The organism is Salegentibacter holothuriorum (assembly GCF_900168045.1).
Lineage (GTDB): Bacteria > Bacteroidota > Bacteroidia > Flavobacteriales > Flavobacteriaceae > Salegentibacter > Salegentibacter holothuriorum.
Genome location: NZ_FUYY01000001.1, coordinates 1 through 18,148 on the forward strand (window position 1 = coordinate 1; position 18,148 = coordinate 18,148).

General features: G+C 33.9%; 17 protein-coding genes. 3 read left to right on the top strand and 14 right to left on the bottom strand.

The window, feature by feature from the left end:
- The first annotated feature begins 384 nt into the window (after nucleotides 1-384).
- Nucleotides 385-2,478, top strand: a complete 2,094-nt coding sequence (gene pta / locus B5X51_RS00005; protein ID WP_079718816.1) for a phosphate acetyltransferase — start codon at nucleotides 385-387, stop codon at nucleotides 2,476-2,478.
- A gap of 6 nt (nucleotides 2,479-2,484) precedes the next feature.
- The gene (locus tag B5X51_RS00010; protein WP_079718817.1) at nucleotides 2,485-3,678 is read left to right on the top strand and encodes an acetate/propionate family kinase; all 1,194 of its coding nucleotides are present in this window, start codon (nucleotides 2,485-2,487) and stop codon (nucleotides 3,676-3,678) included.
- Nucleotides 3,679-3,690: 12 nt separating this feature from the next.
- Here the strand turns inward: B5X51_RS00010 and B5X51_RS00015 are convergent, their stop codons facing one another.
- The 13 genes from B5X51_RS00015 to B5X51_RS00075 form a co-directional block, all read right to left on the bottom strand.
- Nucleotides 3,691-4,137 carry a hypothetical protein gene (locus B5X51_RS00015; RefSeq protein ID WP_176132703.1) on the bottom strand — a complete coding sequence of 149 codons (447 nt, stop codon included), beginning with the start codon at nucleotides 4,135-4,137 and terminating at the stop codon, nucleotides 3,691-3,693.
- Nucleotides 4,138-4,373: 236 nt separating this feature from the next.
- Nucleotides 4,374-4,961 (bottom strand): DoxX family protein, encoded by a 588-nt coding sequence (locus tag B5X51_RS00020; RefSeq protein ID WP_245828680.1) that lies wholly within the window; start codon nucleotides 4,959-4,961, stop codon nucleotides 4,374-4,376.
- 419 nt (nucleotides 4,962-5,380) lie between these two features.
- On the bottom strand, nucleotides 5,381-6,058 hold the full coding sequence (locus B5X51_RS00025; RefSeq protein ID WP_079718820.1) for a type 1 glutamine amidotransferase domain-containing protein: 678 nt from the start codon (nucleotides 6,056-6,058) through the stop codon (nucleotides 5,381-5,383).
- 218 nt (nucleotides 6,059-6,276) lie between these two features.
- On the bottom strand, nucleotides 6,277-7,437 hold the full coding sequence (locus B5X51_RS00030; protein WP_079718821.1) for an iron-containing alcohol dehydrogenase: 1,161 nt from the start codon (nucleotides 7,435-7,437) through the stop codon (nucleotides 6,277-6,279).
- A gap of 20 nt (nucleotides 7,438-7,457) precedes the next feature.
- Entirely contained in the window at nucleotides 7,458-8,459 is a 1,002-nt protein-coding gene (locus B5X51_RS00035) for an NADP-dependent oxidoreductase (protein ID WP_079718822.1), read from the bottom strand.
- A 15-nt stretch (nucleotides 8,460-8,474) separates the two neighbouring features.
- The gene (locus B5X51_RS00040; protein ID WP_079718823.1) at nucleotides 8,475-9,053 is read right to left on the bottom strand and encodes a TetR/AcrR family transcriptional regulator; all 579 of its coding nucleotides are present in this window, start codon (nucleotides 9,051-9,053) and stop codon (nucleotides 8,475-8,477) included.
- A 220-nt stretch (nucleotides 9,054-9,273) separates the two neighbouring features.
- Nucleotides 9,274-9,903, bottom strand: a complete 630-nt coding sequence (locus B5X51_RS00045) for an SDR family oxidoreductase (RefSeq protein WP_079718824.1) — start codon at nucleotides 9,901-9,903, stop codon at nucleotides 9,274-9,276.
- 51 nt (nucleotides 9,904-9,954) lie between these two features.
- A complete protein-coding gene (locus B5X51_RS00050; RefSeq protein WP_079718825.1) occupies nucleotides 9,955-10,938 on the bottom strand; it encodes an NADP-dependent oxidoreductase in 984 nt (327 codons plus the stop codon).
- A gap of 51 nt (nucleotides 10,939-10,989) precedes the next feature.
- Complete coding sequence (locus B5X51_RS00055; protein ID WP_079718826.1) at nucleotides 10,990-11,445, bottom strand: MarR family winged helix-turn-helix transcriptional regulator; 456 nt, start codon at nucleotides 11,443-11,445, stop codon at nucleotides 10,990-10,992.
- A gap of 5 nt (nucleotides 11,446-11,450) precedes the next feature.
- On the bottom strand, nucleotides 11,451-11,876 hold the full coding sequence (locus B5X51_RS00060) for a DoxX family protein (RefSeq protein WP_079718827.1): 426 nt from the start codon (nucleotides 11,874-11,876) through the stop codon (nucleotides 11,451-11,453).
- 513 nt (nucleotides 11,877-12,389) lie between these two features.
- A complete protein-coding gene (locus B5X51_RS00065) occupies nucleotides 12,390-14,234 on the bottom strand; it encodes a PLP-dependent aminotransferase family protein (protein WP_079718828.1) in 1,845 nt (614 codons plus the stop codon).
- A 451-nt stretch (nucleotides 14,235-14,685) separates the two neighbouring features.
- Nucleotides 14,686-15,642 (bottom strand): nitrilase family protein, encoded by a 957-nt coding sequence (locus B5X51_RS00070; RefSeq protein ID WP_079718829.1) that lies wholly within the window; start codon nucleotides 15,640-15,642, stop codon nucleotides 14,686-14,688.
- Nucleotides 15,643-15,777: 135 nt separating this feature from the next.
- Nucleotides 15,778-16,656, bottom strand: coding sequence for an AraC family transcriptional regulator (locus B5X51_RS00075; protein ID WP_079718830.1), 879 nt, complete (start codon nucleotides 16,654-16,656; stop codon nucleotides 15,778-15,780).
- Between the two features lie 96 nt (nucleotides 16,657-16,752).
- Here B5X51_RS00075 and B5X51_RS00080 point away from each other — a divergent pair, with 96 nt between their 5' ends.
- Nucleotides 16,753-17,103, top strand: coding sequence for a DUF983 domain-containing protein (locus tag B5X51_RS00080; RefSeq protein ID WP_079718831.1), 351 nt, complete (start codon nucleotides 16,753-16,755; stop codon nucleotides 17,101-17,103).
- Nucleotides 17,104-17,260: 157 nt separating this feature from the next.
- On the opposite strand, the gene B5X51_RS00085 is transcribed toward B5X51_RS00080, so the two are convergent.
- Complete coding sequence (locus tag B5X51_RS00085; protein ID WP_079718832.1) at nucleotides 17,261-18,142, bottom strand: LysR substrate-binding domain-containing protein; 882 nt, start codon at nucleotides 18,140-18,142, stop codon at nucleotides 17,261-17,263.
- Between the last annotated feature and the right edge of the window lie 6 nt (nucleotides 18,143-18,148).

The window sequence follows — 18,148 nt, forward strand, 5'->3', positions numbered from 1 at the left end:
TTTTTGCCTGGAAAGTAAATAAATTGAGATCGTTAAACTCAGTATCGGAAATATGGAGCTTATAAAAGCATTAAGAATTGGTTCAAAATGTTTTATTTAATATATACTAGAAAATTTCATATTGAAAAATCACTATAAAATGTAAAGGATATTTAAATTTTCATTGTTAAGATTATAAGTTTGTCTCAACGATATCTATAGCCACCTTCGGGTGGTTTTTTTATGCTGTTCAGTTTTTAAATTTTAATAAAATCGTGTTGTAGACTTGTTTAAAGTTCTTCTGTTAGTGAAAAGCTGATTGATGTCAGGTTTAGTTTCTTTTAGAGATAACTTAAAAGCTGAATTCTTTTATTAACTTTATTTTTGCCGAACAATTTATATACTATGAACAAAGGAATTTATATTGCCACGCTTGAATCTCACAGTGGGAAATCTATGATCTCACTGGGGCTTATGAGAACCCTTTTGGGGAAAATGGTAAAAGTAGGATACTTTAGACCTATTATTAACAATGTTATAGAAGGCCAACGGGACAATCATATAGATACTGTTTTAAGTTATTTTGATTTAGATATTCCATACGAAGATACTTTTGCATTTACCCGAAACGAAGTAATTCAGAAAAGAAATGAAGGTAAATCTGGAGAGATTATAGATACCATTATTTCGAAGTATAAAAAACTTGAAGAAGAATTCGATTTTATTCTTGTAGAAGGAAGTGATTTTTCTGGTGAGGGTAGCGTTTTTGAATTTGATGTAAATGTAGTGATTGCTAAAAACCTTGGAATCCCGGTTATAATTGTAGTTAGTGGCCAGTTTAAGAATTGGGAAGAACTATTAGGAAATCAACAAATGGCTTACCGAGCCTTTAAGGATAAGGAAGTTCAGGTAATTGCTATGGTAAGTAACAAAATTCAACAGGATAACCTGGAACTTGCTAAAAAGAATATGCGAGCTTTCTTACCGGATGAAGTTGGCGTATTCGCAATTCCATTTGTAGATACCCTTAACAATCCTACTTTAAAAGAAATCGTAAAAGTATTAAATGGAAATGTTTTATTTGGCCATGATTTTCTTGATAATCAAACTGGAAATTTTGGAGTAGGTGCAATGCAATTGCGTAATTATTTAACCACTTTAAAAAATGAAAGTCTTGTAATCACTCCAGGTGATAGAGCTGATATTATTCTAGGCGCATTACAGGCTAATATTTCTAGTAATTACCCTAGAATTTCGGGTATTATTTTAACCGGTGGTCTAACACCAGAAGAGTCAATTTTAAAACTGATAGAAGGCTTATCAGATATAGTTCCTATTATTTCAGTGAATGAAGGAACTTTTTCTGTGACCAATATGGTTGGTGCTATAAAATCCAATATCTATGCCGATAGTATTCAAAAAATACAAACTACCATTAGTATTTTTGAACGTTATGTGTCTTTTGATCCTTTAGTTGAAAAATTAATTAATTATAATCCCCAGGGAATAACACCAAGAATGTTTCAATATGGTTTGGTGCAACGTGCCAGACAAGGTAAGAAGCATATTGTTTTACCCGAAGGAACAGATGAGCGTATTCTTACTGCAGCTAAACGTCTTATAGATATGAACCTGGTAGAACTTACGCTTCTGGGAGATATAGATACTATTCATAAAACGGTTGCTAAAATAGCTTTAGATCTTGATTTTTCAAAAGTGAATATTATAGATCCTATTACTTCACCAAATTTGCAAGATTATGCCGAAACTTTTTATGAGTTGAGAAAGCATAAAGGTGTGAATATGGATATGGCTAAAGACCGTATGTGTGATGTTTCCTACTATGGTACCATGATGATTCACAAAGGTCATGCTGACGGGATGGTGTCTGGGGCGGCGCACACTACGCAACATACTATTTTACCTGCACTACAGTTTATTAAAACCAAGCCAAACGTATCAGTAGTTTCCTCAGTATTTTTTATGTGTTTAGAGGATAGGGTTTCAGTATTTGGTGACTGCGCAATTAATCCTAATCCTACGGCTGACGAATTAGCAGAGATTACTATCTCTTCTGCTGAAAGTGCTTCAGCCTTTGGTATAGCTCCAAAAATTGCTATGTTATCATATTCGTCAGGATCTTCAGGAAAGGGAGCTGATGTGGATAGAGTAAGAGAAGCAACTGAAATTGTTAGAAAAAGAAGACCAGATCTTAAAATAGAAGGCCCTATTCAATATGATGCTGCCGTAGATATTAGCATTGGTAAAAGTAAATTACCGGAATCTGAAGTAGCAGGGCAGGCTAATGTTTTAATATTTCCCGATTTAAATACCGGAAACAATACTTATAAAGCCGTGCAAAGAGAAACAGGAGCATTGGCTATTGGACCTATGCTTCAGGGCTTGAATAAGCCGGTAAACGACTTAAGCCGTGGATGCACGGTTGCCGATATATATAATACAGTGATTTTAACCGCCATACAGGCTCAAGGAATATAATTAAGCATGAAGAATATTTTAATTATAAATTCAGGAAGTTCATCTTTAAAATTTCAATTAATTCAGATGCCGGAAGAAGAGGTTTTGGCTTCAGGACTTGTAGAGCGCATCGGTCTTGAAGGAGCAAAGCTTCATTATAAAACCGGGAAGGATTCAATTTCCGAAGAAATTATAGCGAAAGACCACGCTATAGCTTTAAAAGGAATAACCGATCTTTTAATGAGCCCTGAAAAAGGAGTGATTAAAAAAGCAGAAGATATTGCTGCTATTGGCCATCGGGTGGTCCACGGTGGAGATAATTTTTCTAAAACAATAGCGATAAATAAAGAGGTAAAGGCGAAAATAAAAGATTTTTTTTCCTTAGCTCCTTTGCATAATCCTGCAAATTTAAAAGGAATAGAGGTTGCAGAAGAACTATTTCCAAAGGCAAAACAAGTTGCTGTATTTGACACGGCTTTTCATAGAACAATTCCCAGAAAGGTTGCGCAATACGCAATCCCTAACGAATTTTTTGAAAAAGATCATATTCAATTGTATGGATTTCACGGTACCAGTCATAAATATGTTACCGAAAAGGCTATTGATTATTTAAAGAATGAACATTCAAAAATTATAAGTATTCATTTGGGCAATGGCTGTAGCATAACCGCCGTTAAAGAAGGAAAAAGTGTAGATCACTCTTTGGGTTTTGCTCCGGTTAACGGACTTATTATGGGAACCAGGAGTGGCGACATAGATCAATCGGTAATTTTTTATTTAATTGATCAGTTAGGCTATTCTCCACAGGAAGTAAGTGATATTTTACACAAGAAAAGTGGTATGTATGGAATTACCGGTTATAGCGACCTTAGGGACATTGAGGAACAAGCTGCTAAAGGAAATAAACAATGCCAATTAGCATTAGACATGAATGCTTACCGAATTAAAAAATATATTGGTTCTTATGCTGCTGCAATGAATGGTATAGATGCCCTGGTATTTACCGCAGGTATTGGTGAAAATAGTGATATGATTCGCAGCTTAGTATGCAGCGATATGGATTTCTTAGGAATTAAACTTAATGAGGAAAAGAATAAGGAGCGGTCCAAATATTTGAGAAATATAAAAGCTGATGACACTAAAGTAGAAATCTTGGTTATTCCTACTAATGAAGAACTGGAAATCGCTAAACAAGCCTATAAATTAGAAATACAAGCCTAGATAGTGAAGTTTTTAGATAAGGTATTTACTTACAGTGGTTATTTGATTTCGTAAAGATTTGGAGGATTGTTTATGAAATAAGAGCGTGTTTCTCAATTTTCCATTGGTCAATAGTCTTAGCGTATGCTTTAATTGTTTAACGAAATGATTTTCCATTTCTGTGCATATTCTTCCTGTTTTTAAATTAGGAGCATCGTTTAATTTTCTCTGCATTCTAAGTACTTCTTCTTTACATTTTGCTATAAGCTGGTTAAGGTACTCCTGGTCTCTTGCTTCTAAAATATGTTTATCCAGATCCTGTTTAAGCGTTTTTTTATGATTGTATAAAGATTTAAAAAGACGCTTTAAATAGGGCTTTTTAGTAGTTAGAATAGCATGTTTATAATATATCGCTGCTGTATAATTGGCGATATAATAATTTTCTAGATAATCTACTTCAGAAGGTTTCCACAACATCATTTTTAGCTTTCAAATTTCTGTGAATATTTATTATAAGTAAGGCTATATTCTTAATAAAAATACAGGAAAACAGAAAGATTTGCTGTTAAAATAAATTAAACAATTCTTAAAAATTAATGCAGGATATCTTTAAGTTTTAAAAATTGCACTAAGCTATTTTTCTGCTCTTAAAATGAAGAATTGGATACTCATTTAAATCGAAAAACTACCAAACTACCGGAGAATAATTTAATAGCTTATATTTTTTTATTTTCAAAGGCCTCCAGGCAAACATCTAAAGGTTTCCCATAATCATGAATACATTCACAAAATGAAAATCCAGCAGCTGTATTTTGGGTATTTTGAAATTGTTCCTTACAGTCGGATATTGAGTTTCTTGGCATAACCTCATAACCAAATTCTGTTAATGCTATGGTTAAACCTATAATCACTATTACTCCTGTAAAAAATAAAAATGGGAATTTGGTACTATATTTTTTCGGTCTTTCAAATAACCTATAATTTGGAAATTTCTTAAAAGGTAAAATAAATTTTAGCCTATCGTAATTCCATATAATTAGATATAAGTTGGCAAGCACCATTAGTGGAGAAGTTACAAAAGAACCCTCAAACCTTACTGCAAATGATAGTAACCAGATATTTAAAATGATTGGGAAATATAGTATTGCACCTAAAGCTACCGTTCTGGGTATTATTAGTAAAATAGCAGCCAAAACCTGAGCAAAACCAATGAAAGAATAATAATATCCTGTATGATGTAAAGCTTCCAGATAAGCTCCCATAGGATGGTTGATAGCCAAACCACTGGCAAATCTTTCGCCCATAATTTTTACTATTCCTGCAACAATAAAGGCAAAGGCCAAAGAAAAGCGGCAAAATATAGAAAATAGCCAATACCATCTATTAGCCTTTATTCTGGTATAGAAGTCCTCAAATTTAGACAATGCGTTCAATTATATATTGAATTTTAATAATTAAAATCTGGTCTCTTCTTCGCTAACTTCTTAGTAAAAAAAGTACATAAAGATATCAGCTTAATTTTTTTTCCTGCTAAAGTTACTTAATTTACTCGATTTTAAATGTTTTTTAGATTTGCTTCCATATTATTACACTTCGCTTTATCCATGTTTAATGAGCTTCTTTTACATATTTCATAGAATAGTCTTCTTGGTTGCAATAAAATATATACATAAAAAAAGCCTGTAACTTTTAGGTTACAGGCTTTAAAGTTATTTCGCTTTTTTTATTTGATCGACTCGTATAATTTTTCAGCTGTTTTATTTGACGAAGCAGGATTTTGGCCGGTTATTAAATTCCCATCCTTAAGGACATGAACTTCCCAGTCACCGGATTTAGAATAGATTCCTCCTTTTTCTTTTAGCATATCTTCCACTAAAAATGGAACTACTTCGGTTAACTGCACCGCTTCTTCTTCGGTATTAGTAAAACCGGTTACTTTCTTTCCTTTCATTAAAGGTTCACCATTTTCATTTTTTACGTTCTTAAGAGCTGCAGGGGCATGACATACAAAAGCAATTGGTTTATCTTGCTTATTAAAAGCCTCTATCAATGCTATTGATGTTTTATTTTCTGCCAAATCCCAAAGTGGCCCGTGACCTCCTGGATAGAATACAGCGTCAAATTCATCAGCATTAAGCGTTTCTAACTTTAACGTATTGTCAATCACTTTTTGAGCTGCTTCATCTTTGTAGAAACGCTTCGTATCTTCGGTTTGAGCATCTTCTCCTTCACTGTTTGGATCAATAGGTGCTTTACCTCCCTTAGGTGTAGCAACAGTTACATCAACTCCTTTATCCAATAAGTTGTAATAAGGTGCTGCGAACTCTTCAACCCAAAATCCTGTTTTTTCTCCTGTGTCTCCCAATTTATCATGAGAGGTTAATACAAATAGTACTTTCATATTTTTTTATTTTTCTTGTTATTATTTTTTCCTGTTACTCAATATTTGTGCGTTAGCGGGAAATAACGCTAAATAATTAGATGATCTAAAAAGCCCGATTTTCACGTTGAACTTATTTCAGTTTATAGGATATTTGATGATCACTATTTAAAATACTGAAATACATTCAAGATGAGTATTTTTTAAAGTAATCAGACGTTTAATTTAAATTTTTAGTCCTAATAAGCCATTTTTACAATCTTCTCGGCATCTTCTGGTTTCAGGTTTTGATGCTCGCCAAGACCTTCCCAGCCGCGCTCTTTAAATCTTTTTGAAATCTCCTCGGCAGTACCTTCATAATCATCGGTATACTGAGATAATTTGGTGTCTATGCCCAACTCGTTAAAGAAAGTTTCTGTTGTTTTTATAGCAGCACTTGCTTTATACTCGGTGGTGCCATCGGTAATATTCCAGACACGTTCAGCATATTGCGCCAGTTTTTCCTTCTTCGATTCAAAATTATACTCATAATGACTAGGAGCAATTACCGCCAATGTCCTAGCGTGGTCTATCCCATAAAGAGCGGTAAGTTCATGTCCTATGGCATGTACTGCCCAGTCTGTCGGAACTCCTTTTTGGATCAAGCCATTGAGTGCCATAGTACAGCTCCACATAAAATTAGAGGCCGCTGTATAATCTGAAGGATCTTCCAATACCTTGGGTGCAACTTCTATAAGCGTTTGCATAATACTTTCTGAAATTCTATCCTGAAGGTAAGCTCCTGCAGGGTAGGTAAGGTATTGTTCCAGTACGTGTGTAAAGGCATCGGTAATTCCGTTTACCAATTGTCTCTGAGGGATTGAATGCACCACCTGAGGATCCAGTACAGAGAATTGAGGGAACAATCCTGCGCCGCCCATTCCTAGTTTCTCTTTGGTTTCTTCCCTGGTGATTACCGCTCCAGAATTCATTTCAGACCCGGTTGCAGGTAGGGTTAGTACAGTTCCGAAAGGCATTCCTTTTAGTGTAGGAATTTTATTGGCGAGTATATCCCAGGGGTGGTCTCCATCGTAAAGTGCTGCAGAAGAAAGGAATTTTGTTCCATCTATCACAGAGCCTCCGCCAACAGCCAGTAAATAAGTGATATTTTCTTCTTTAATTACTTTAAGCGCTTTCATAAGCACCGCATACTCCGGATTTGCTGGAATGCCACCAAACTCTAAAAGATCATGGTCTGACAGCGCTGAATTTACCTGCTCATAAATTCCGTTCTTTTTAATGCTTCCCCCACCGTAAAGCATAAGAACTTTCGCATTTTCGGGGATTTCATTTTTAATATTTTCTATCTGTCCCTTTCCAAATAATATTTTGGTTGGGTTTTTAAATTCAAAATTTTTCATAGCTATTTTTCTCCCTTCTTTTATAATTTCACTACCATTTTACCTTTATTCTTTCCTTCGAAAAGATCTAAAAAGGCTTGTGGAATATTGTCAAATCCTTCTCTAATAGTTTCTGTATAGGTTAATTTACCCTCATTTAACCAATCAGTTAATTGTTTTACACCTGCAGGATGTTTATCTGCATAATCAAAAACCACAAATCCCTGCATGGAAGAACTTTTCTTTACCAAAAATGGCTGTACGCTGATGCTTTTTGGAAGCTCTGTATTATTATATTGTGAGATGGCTCCACAATTAATGGTTCTAGAGAATTTATTGATGTTAAAGAGTACCGCTTCAGATATTTCGCCTCCAACATTGTCAAAATATACATCTACACCATCGGGACATGCTTTGGCAATGGCTTCTCGCATGTTTTCGGTAGTATTATAATTAATACCTTCATCAAAACTGAATTTTGATTTTAGCAGATCAACCTTTTCATCGGTTCCGGCAATTCCTACTACTTTTAGGCCAAGAATCTTTCCTATTTGTCCTACAACGCTCCCTACTGCACCGGCGGCACCAGATACAAGAAGTGTTTCGCCTTCTTTTGGTTTTCCTATTTCGGTAAGTCCAAGGTAGGCGGTAAGTCCTGTCATTCCCAGAATTCCAAGATAGGCTGAAAGTGGGGCCTTATCTGGATCTACCTTCATAAGCCCTTTGGCATTTGCAACTTGTGTTTCTTTCCATAGGAGGGCACCAGATACGTGATCTCCTTTACTGAAGTTGTCGTCTTTAGATTCTATGACTTCGGCAATAATTCCCGATTCGATAGCTTTGCCAACTTCAAACGGAGCTATGTAGGATGGAGCATCGCTCATTCTTCCTCTTAAATATGGATCTACAGAAACATATTCAGATTTTAATAATACTTCTCCTTCCTTTAATTCAGGAATTTCTGATGTTGTAAAATCAAAATCTTTTAATTCAGGTTTACCTGTAGGTCTATTCTTTAAATTAATTGTTCTTGTTGCATTCATAAATTTCTTTCTCAATTATATTTTAATACTATTCCAGGCCATTTCATAAGCCTCATCTATATTCTCTTTTGTTAATTTAAATATTTCGCGTTCCTGCATATTCATCAAAAAGGCAATAGGGTAGATGCTGAAGGCATACAGCATATAAGGAGAAACAGGTTTAATTATTTCTTCTTTTTTGCCTCGTTCCCAAAGATCTAATAGCGGTTGCAGGTGTTTTAATCCCTCTTTTCTGCTTGGTTCATCCACTATAGGCGTGTTATCACATTGAGACAAAAACATTGCTTCTTCAACTTTCATTAATTTGAACTCAGCGATATTTTTCCAAATAATTTCAAACCCTTTATTTACCGAGCCACCTTCTTCGTAATCTTTAAAGGCGAATTTGCTAAAAGCAGCCTTTACATCAATATATACCTGATTTACCAGGTCTTGTTTGTTTTCGAAGTAGAGATAGATGGTTCCCGCCGAAACTTCTGCCATCTTAGCAATCTTAGACATTGGAGTTGCGTGAAAACCATTATTATTTACAAGGCTTATAGTAGCTTTTACAAGCGCATCCCTTTTTTTCTGGCTTTTCGAAACTGTATTCATCTCTTTTATAATTATAAAACAAAACTACAAAAAAATGAACGTTCATTCATTTTTAAAATAGAGTTTAAGTTTTATTTAACCTCGTTCCTTAAATCTTGCTAAAATTGAAAGTTGGATTAAAAACTATTCAACTTCTTAGAAATTAAATAGCGTAAATACCGGAAGAGGAGGTTAAATATTTGGTTTTAGTTTACAAACGTCTCATTAGTCTTTGTTCTTACTAAGATCTAACTGCTTTTTCAATTGGAGTCTCACCATCAAGAATTTCAAAAATCTGGTTTTGCTTTACATCATCGTCCAGTACTTCAACAAGAGTGCGAGCAACGTTAGCTCTGGAAATACTCTCTTGTTTTTCTAATTTTTCCTTTAGTTGAATTTTACCGGAACCATCTTTATCTGTAAGCGCACCAGGCCTAACAATAGTATAATCTAAACCGCTCTTGCGTAGATAATCATCAGCATTCCCTTTTGCTCTTAAATAACCTTCAAGCTCTTTACTAATAGTAGGGTTATCTGCACCCATAGAGCTAAGCATAACAAACTTCTCAACACCTGCATTTTTAGCAGCGTCGGTGAATCTTTTAGCACCTTCCTGATCTACTTCAATGACCTTTTTTCCACCAGAACCTGCAGCAAAAATAACTTTATTGGCACCTTTTACAGTCTCATTTAAGTCTTCCTCCAGGTCGCCCAGCACAGCAGCTACATTTTCTTTTTCAAAATGCTCTTTTTGCTCCTGCTTTCTAAGCATAGCAATAGGTTGGTATTTTTCGGATTCTTTTAATATGTCGATAATAATTCTTCCAGTGCTACCGTTTGCGCCGGCAACTAATACATTTTTCTTTTTCATAACTATTTCTTTTTTATTTATAATTTATAATCCTGATTAATTTTAAGAAGCTTAGGATAAGCTAATAATTACTTTTCCTTCTGCTCTTCCGGTGGCCAGGTATTCATAGGCATCAACTCCATCTTCAAAAGAATAAATAAGATCTACGATTGGCTTAATATCGCCGTCTTCAACCATTGTTTTGATCTCATTCAACTGGGCTGCATTAGGTTGCATCCAGGTGTGTTTATAAGTAGCCGATTTTTCTTTAATCAGTTTTTCCAACTGCTCAGGTAATTGGTATCCTTCAATTCCCATTTGCTTTGCAGTCTCTTCGCTTGGCGGTCCTGCAATTGAAGTCACTTTTCCATCTTCTTTAATGATTCCAAAAGCATCAAATGTATAATCGTCTCCCAAAGTGTCAAAAACAATATCCAGATTATTTGCAACTTCTTTGTAATCTTCAGTTTTATAATCGATCACACGATCGGCTCCCAGGGCTTTTACCCAATCTACATTTTTAGTACTGGTAGTTGTATAAACGATAGCTCCTTTTGCTTTGGCATACTGAATGGCAAAACTGCCTACACCCCCGGAACCTGCGTGAATAAGAATCCTGTCGTCTTCTTTTATACCGGCTTTTTCTAAAGCCTGTATCGCAGTGAGTCCTGTTAACGGAAGTCCTGAGGCTTCTTCAAAAGATATATTTTCTGGTTTTTTAGCAACCTTATCACTATTAATAGTAACAAATTCTGCTACTGTACCCATTTGTTCGTGTGGCACCCTGGAATATATTTCGTCATCAATTTCAAAATTGCTAACATCGGCTCCTTTTTCCACAACCACTCCACTAACATCAAAACCTATGGTACTCGGCAGCTTTAAAGGCACCATTTCTTTTAAATGCCCTTGTGCCATTTTATAATCTATGGGATTTAATGAAGCTGCTTTAACTTTAACTAAAATTTCATTAGGCATAACCGAAGGTTTTTTGACCTCACTAATAGTTAAGCTATCTTTAATCTCGCCGTATTTTATTATTTGTAGTGCTTTCATATTAATTGTTTTTTTATTTTAAAAATATTTTTATCAGTAAGTTAAGGTTTATTATTTGGCATTTTGCTGTTCAGAAAGAATATCGATCCATTTATTCAGAGTGTCTTTTAATAGCATTACTTCTGTTAAGCTAACGTCTTCAGTAAGTAATGTATTAAGAAGCTTCTCCGGAATTGGGATCGCGTTGTTTTTTAGCTCTTTTCCTTTTTCTGTAAGATGAATAAATACACTTCTTTCATCTTCTTTAGATCGGTTGCGAAACAGTAAATCCATTTTCTCCATTCGTTTAATAAGTGGAGATAGGGTATTGGTGTTTAGCAATAACTTTTTACCAATTTGATTCATTGATAATTCATCGTTTTCCCAAAGCACCAATAAGACCAAATACTGAGGATAAGTTAAGCCCATCTCTTCCAGGAAGGGTTTATAAGCTTTGGTTATTAGACGGGAGACCGTATAAATAGGAAAGCAGATCTGGTTGTTTAATTTGAGTTGCTGATTATCCATAATATTTATTTTTTAGAATTTCTCCAGGCTTTCCAAGCACCGGAAGCCCAGAGAGCCCAGGCTATAAGTACTGGTTGAAAGAAAAGTCTTATTAATCTTGCCCTATCTGAATTTAAAGCGCCAAAGGCATCTTTCCCGTCTAAATACTGGGCAACATTACCGGGGAAAATCAGGATAAAGAAAACTGCTAATGCCCAACCAATTACAACACGTTGCTTTTTCCAAAACAGTAAAGCCAAACCTAGCGCCATTTCAACTATCCCAGATAAAACAACCACTAAATCTTTGCTTAAGGGAACCCAATCTGGCACCTGGGCCTGGAAGTCTATTCTATTAAAAGTTAAATGACTAAAGCCCGCATAAATCATAAACAGTGCTAGTAAAATTCTAAAAATGTTTTGTGTTAGTGTTGTTTCAACTTTTCTTTTCATAATTTTCATTTTATATCGCACAAAATTAAATCGCGCACGATGCAAAAATAAGTGATTTTATAAAATATAGTTCCTAGTTATTATAGAATTCATTTATAGTAGATAAGTGGCGTTTATCCTTCTACCTTTTTTAGAGAAAATATATTTGATGTGAATTACAAATAGGGTGAATTCTATAAATGCCGATTAATTAACTAAGTATAACTGATTACACCTATTAATGGGGGAAAAGGGGACATATAAATTCTCCAACTTTTTATAGAGCCAGTAAAATTTCGAAAATGAGATTTGTTTGCTAATTATAAGTGATACTTGTTTATTTCTCTTTTCTAATATTTTTCTGTTTTGCTTTATAATCGGAATTTAAATGCTCAAAAGCTTGTCTGCCATGACTTTATTTGAAATAAAAAAATCCAGAGCCAAATAAATTATAGCTCTGGATTTTTAATAATTGTTCCTTATAGATTGAAGATTTTATGATCAACCTAAAATAAATTAAAGAACATTATTATTTTATAGCTGCTTCACAAAGTCGGAAAAAACCTTTTTATGATGTTCCAGGTCTAAATTAGGAGATACAGATATCCGGGCAATATAATCTTTATCATCTTCTTTTGTGGTTCCTTGAGTAGAAGTTGCAGGGATGGTCCAATAACATCCTTTTAACTGTCCATAACTTACACAATATTTACTTTCATTTGGGATTTCACTAATCATCATATTGATGAGCTTTTGATTTAAAGCTCTTTTATATTTTTCCCTTTCTTCATTTGTATTACCTTTTGTAGGAAGATCCAAAGAAAATACTGAGGGTGTAAATCCTTGTCTAGCTAAATCTTCTGAGACAAAATTAATTTTAGCAGTAGGTAATTTCTCTTCAATAAAGCTTACAAATTCACGGGTGTTTTTATAAGCATCTTGAATCCTTTGATTCATTGAGGGTAATTGTTCTGCTAATATTGCAACTTGAAGATCTGTGGCTTCATTATCACATAATTGAAGGTGCTTTTTTATGCTTGGCATCAAAGCTTCAGCTTTTTGATTGGCAACACAATAGCCTGCAGTACATTTTCCTCCACTCGGAAATTTAGATCCACTCACGTATGAGATATTTTTGATAGAGGAGAGGATACCGTCTTTACTTAAAAACTGTACGTTAGGACAAAATGTTTGATCCAGGATAAAAACCGGGGCTATAGCAATCTCTTCCAATGCAGTTTTTCGGGTTTTGCTTAAAACAGCTTTTAAATCTTCCAGATTGGGAACTTCAACCCTTGGGTTTGTTGGAATTTCAGCAATAATATATGGAACAGCACCTTCCTTAGCAACCCTGTCCAAAACCCGATCTGTACTTTTAACCATATCGTTATCGCCATCAACCGGCAAATCTAATATTTCAACATTTTTAACGCAAGCAGCAACCCGTCTTGCCTGGTCGTTTGTTCCGCCGTAACAGTTTGGGGGAACAATAATTTTAATGTCTTTTCCAGGGTGTTTTTCCAGGGCATCATCAATAAGCCCCATCATAATAGCGTATTGAATAGAGAGTCCGCAAGAGCCAAGCTGCACATTAGATTTTGTAGCGGTGATCTTTTGAATTGAACCTATAACGTTTTTTTTGTTGATCTCCTTATTGCTATTCTTTTTAGTTGAAGTAGATTTTCCAATGAACTGTTGCAGTGCCGAAAACGAATCGGCCGGTGTCATGGCAATGGTTTCTCTTCTTCGAACGTGCTGAATTTCTGAAATATAATCTTCATTTTGCTCCCCTTCAACCAATAAAAGACTTCCAAGGGAAGGGTATAGATTTATTAAAAAGTCAATCTTCTTATTAAGGGCAAACGTGCCTATTTTATGGTGTTGAGCAATGAAAATAGTGCTACCATTAAAATCAGAGATATCTTCTGGACTTTTAACCTGCTTTAATTCAAACTTGTACCCATACACACGACGTATTGTTTCGAAATCAAAAAAATCGGGTAATTCTCCGGTATAGTTAATTTGAGTGTTCTTATTCTCAAGCAAATTTTTTCTTAGCACAGCTAAAACCGGGATCGTTTTTGAAGAAAAACTAATCACATTATCTGGTTCTAGACCATTTAAGTGAGCAATTCCCCATTCTAATACAGAGGATAAAGGATGGCCTAACCGAATATAGTCGAAAGCGGTAGGTAATTCACAAAGTGCCGATGTTTTAGAATTATCGTCTTTATATAGAGCTTCAAATTGTTTTAGGAATTGAGTTTTTGCTAAACTTTCATTATAAATATCCAGTCGATGAGTAGTTAGTCTCAACCAGTCAGCTGGCATATTTTCTAATACATTTTCAATATAATTGAGCAGTTTATTTTCTTTCATCTTCTTTCTTTTAAGGAGCTCGAAAATAAAGATTTATTAGGTTTAAATAAAATGACTTAACAAGATGTTTGGAACAGTCCTGTGATAAACGCAAGAGTGAAGTATGTAGGGAGAATTTATACTGAATTGATGACTTACGGTTGTTAGTGGGTTAGAATTTTAGTTATTCGATAATAGAGATTTGAATACTTCGAGATTCCCCTGAAAATTTAAATTTTTCCGTTGAAAGCCACCTTGGTTTGTGGCAAGTTCGTTTACTCGATAATCGAGATTGAATGCTCCGAGGCTTGCCTCGAAATCAAATTATATTTTTCAATAATAATGCTTCTTGAGCTTCCTCCGAAGTTTTTTACTTAATATTGCCTATACCACAAAGTTTTAATTTACCAATAGCCAATTGATTTATTGTTAGCATTTTTATAAAAAGAGAGCCATTTTTTTGAATCTGCACCTATAAACTATTGCCGGAATTTTTTTCTTTCATCCATATTGGTGTTGTTTGTGAGGTATGTTTTTGGCTCAGGATATCTTTATAAAGCTCTGGTTTTCGCGCATTTTTATATCTCCATCCACCTGAGGATTGAATCTTTTCTTTTGTGATCTTTGAAACTGTAATGTCGTTTTCAAAAGACCTTATTTCAGACAGTACTTCTCCATAAGGATCAATAATCATTGAATTGCCGTTTTTTAGATGTTCTCCATCATAACCAATGGGGTTGGTGAAGGCATAGTAAACTCCATTATCATAAGCCCTTGCTGGAAGCCAACGCATTAACCAACGTCTACCTTTTGGCCCATCAAATTCCATTCTCAAGGGAATAGGATCGTTCTCACGATTTTCCCAGTACTTATGCGCTACATAACCGCGATGTGGCATTGCAGATGGGGTACAGCCTGTAACGTGAGGTGCAAAAATTAATTCGGCTCCCAGTAAACTTGTAGCCCTAACGTTTTCTATTACATTATTATCATAGCATATTAAAATTCCACATTTCCAACCTAGAAGTTCAAATACACAATATTCTTCACCAGCCGACATATGCTTACTAATAAAAGGATGTATTTTTCTATACTTTGCGACAACTCCTTCTCCCGTAACGCAGATATAGGTATTATATATTTTTCCTTCGTATTTTTCCACAAGGCCCGCTAAGATTGGAATATTTAATTCTTTAGAAATTGTAATTAATTTCTGCGTGCTTTTTCCATTGGGTACTTCTTCGGCCAGTGCTGTTAATTGCTGCAAGCTTAAATCTTTGGTAAAGGTGTATGCCGTAATAGACATTTCGTGAAAGCTAATTAAATCTGCTCCTTTAGCTTTTGCTTTCCCTGCAAGATTTCTAATTATTGATAAGTTATATGTTTTGTCTCCATCCTTTGGTTGAAATTGCGCTACTGATATTTTCATTTTAGGTTTTTTGCTTCTTTTTATTAGTGTACCTATACTTATTTAAGTACTTAATGTACTACATTCAAACCGAATAGAAAATATACCATAGTATTTATAGATATACTTGAACTAGCAATAAATTAATAATCGTATTTATTTGTTTAAATATTTTTTTCTGAAATTTATAGGGCTTAATCCGGTTTTAGATTTAAAAATTTTAGAAAAATAGGAATAATCAGAAAATTCTAATCGACTAGCAATGTTTGCTAAATTTTCATCAGAATGCACTATTAATCTTTTTGCCTCTAAAATTACCCGCTCAGAAATTAATTCTGAAGTTGTTTTATTTAGGGTTTCCTTTATAACCCGATTAAGGTGCTTTGTAGTGATATTTAATTGCCTGGCATAAAAGTTAGGCAATTTTTCTTCGTGAAATTTCTCATTTATTAAAATATCTGCTTTTTCAAGAATGCTCAAATAATTTGAAGAATAACGATTTTCCTGTTGAATATTTGCCGTGTACCTGCGCAGTAGATCTATGTAAACTGTATTTACTAAGCTTACAATTTTTAATTCTCTAAAAGCTCTTTTTTTTAAATATTCGCTATAGATTTCCTGAAATTTTTTCTTTAAAATACTTGATTTTTTTGTCGATAACTTTAATACCGGTGGATTTTGGAAAGAATAATAGTATGGGAATTCATTGAGTTTATGTTCTATAAATTTTAATTCATAAAATTCCTGTGTATGAAAAAAGATAAAGCCTTCTGGTTTTGAGTCAAATTTCCAAAAATGGGTTTGACCAGGTCTTAAAAAGAATACCTTTCCAGGATTTATAGTGTAAGAATTAAAGTCTATTTCATGTATACCTGAACCTTCGGTAAACAATACACATAAATAAAAATTATGTTTGTGAGGTCTTGAAATAAGGGTCTTGTTTAACTTAATATGATTGGAAAAGGTATTGGCATAAAAATCATTTAATGGTATTTCTTCTTGAAATTGATCAATTTTTAAAACAGGTATGTTCATGATAGATGTCCTAAAAGTACAAATAGTGGCGGGGAAAATATAATAATAATTATTGGTTTAACTACTAGTTTTGCAGAGATTCAAAATTCATATATAATGAGCAAAGCCTTAGACATTGTTACATGCAAATGCCCTAATTGCGGTAAAGGAAAAATGTTTAATAAACGAGGGAATATTTTTCGCTTTAAAATGCCCGAAATGAATAAAAATTGTAAGCATTGCGATTACAAATTTGAAAAAGAAACTGGTTTCTTTTTTGGATCTATGTTTGTTAGTTATGCACTTGGCGCAGCAGAAATGATAGCTTCTCTTATTTTATTTTGGTATTTGGTAGACTTAGCTCCCTTAAATGTATTTTTTATTATTGCCGTAATCGCAATATTGTTAAGCACGCTTAACTTTAGACTTTCAAGGTCTATTTGGGCATATATATTTTATAAAAATTAATGCCTAACTCTAAGATATAGTTCTATTTGTAATATTCTTAAAAGTTACTTCATTTAGAATACAGGGAATCCTAATTCTTTAAGTTAGAAGAAAAATCAATGATTCTATAGTTTAACTATTTCTAATAAGACCTATATACCAAATGCAACCCAAAGGTTTAATAGAATTCTTTTCCAATAATTTTAGAGTAAGTCACTACTTTTTCAATAACACTATTTCTATCCTTCTTTCTCCAGTTTATAAAGAGATCTATATTTTCCTTTATATCAATAAAAGTTACATTTTCGCTTTTTGCAAATTTAAATGAGTAGGGTAGGATAGAGATTCCCATTTCTCTAGAGACGAGCGTTAATATCATTCCTCCAAAATCAGATTCTAAAGTTTGCTTTGGTTCAAAACCATGTTTATGAAAAATATTTCTTAAGGTAGATGCAAAGAAAGTGGTGTGGTTTAATCCAGATATAATAAATTTTTCATTTTCCAGATCCTTAAAATTTATAGTTGAACAACTGGTTGTCCAGTGGTTATTTGGAACAACCAAAAAGATAGGTTCAGTGTATAATTTTAAAGAAGTAATGCCATAGTTTAAAATTCTATCTCTACTGAAGGAGATATCAATTTGATAATTTAGTAAGAGTTTTTCATGATTTTGGTCAGTAGGTTCGGTTAATTCAATTTTTAAATCCGGTAAATTACTGTCTATTTTTTTTAGTAAATCCGGTAAATATTTAAAGGCGATAGATCCGGGATATGCTATTGAGATGGCACCAGAAGTTCCTTCATCAATTTTTTTAGCCTGTCTCTGGATGCGATTAAATTCATCTATTATTCCGCCCCAATGTTTCTCAAGAAATATACCGGCCTCTGTTAGTGCTACATTTCTCTTATTTCTTTCAAATAATTTAATTCCTATTTCATCTTCCAGCGATTTAATTTGCCTACTCAAAGATGATTGCGAGATATTAAGCTTTTCTGATGTTTGCCAGAAATGCAATTCCTGAGCTAATTTTAGAAAATATTGAATTTGTTGTAGCGTCATAATTAA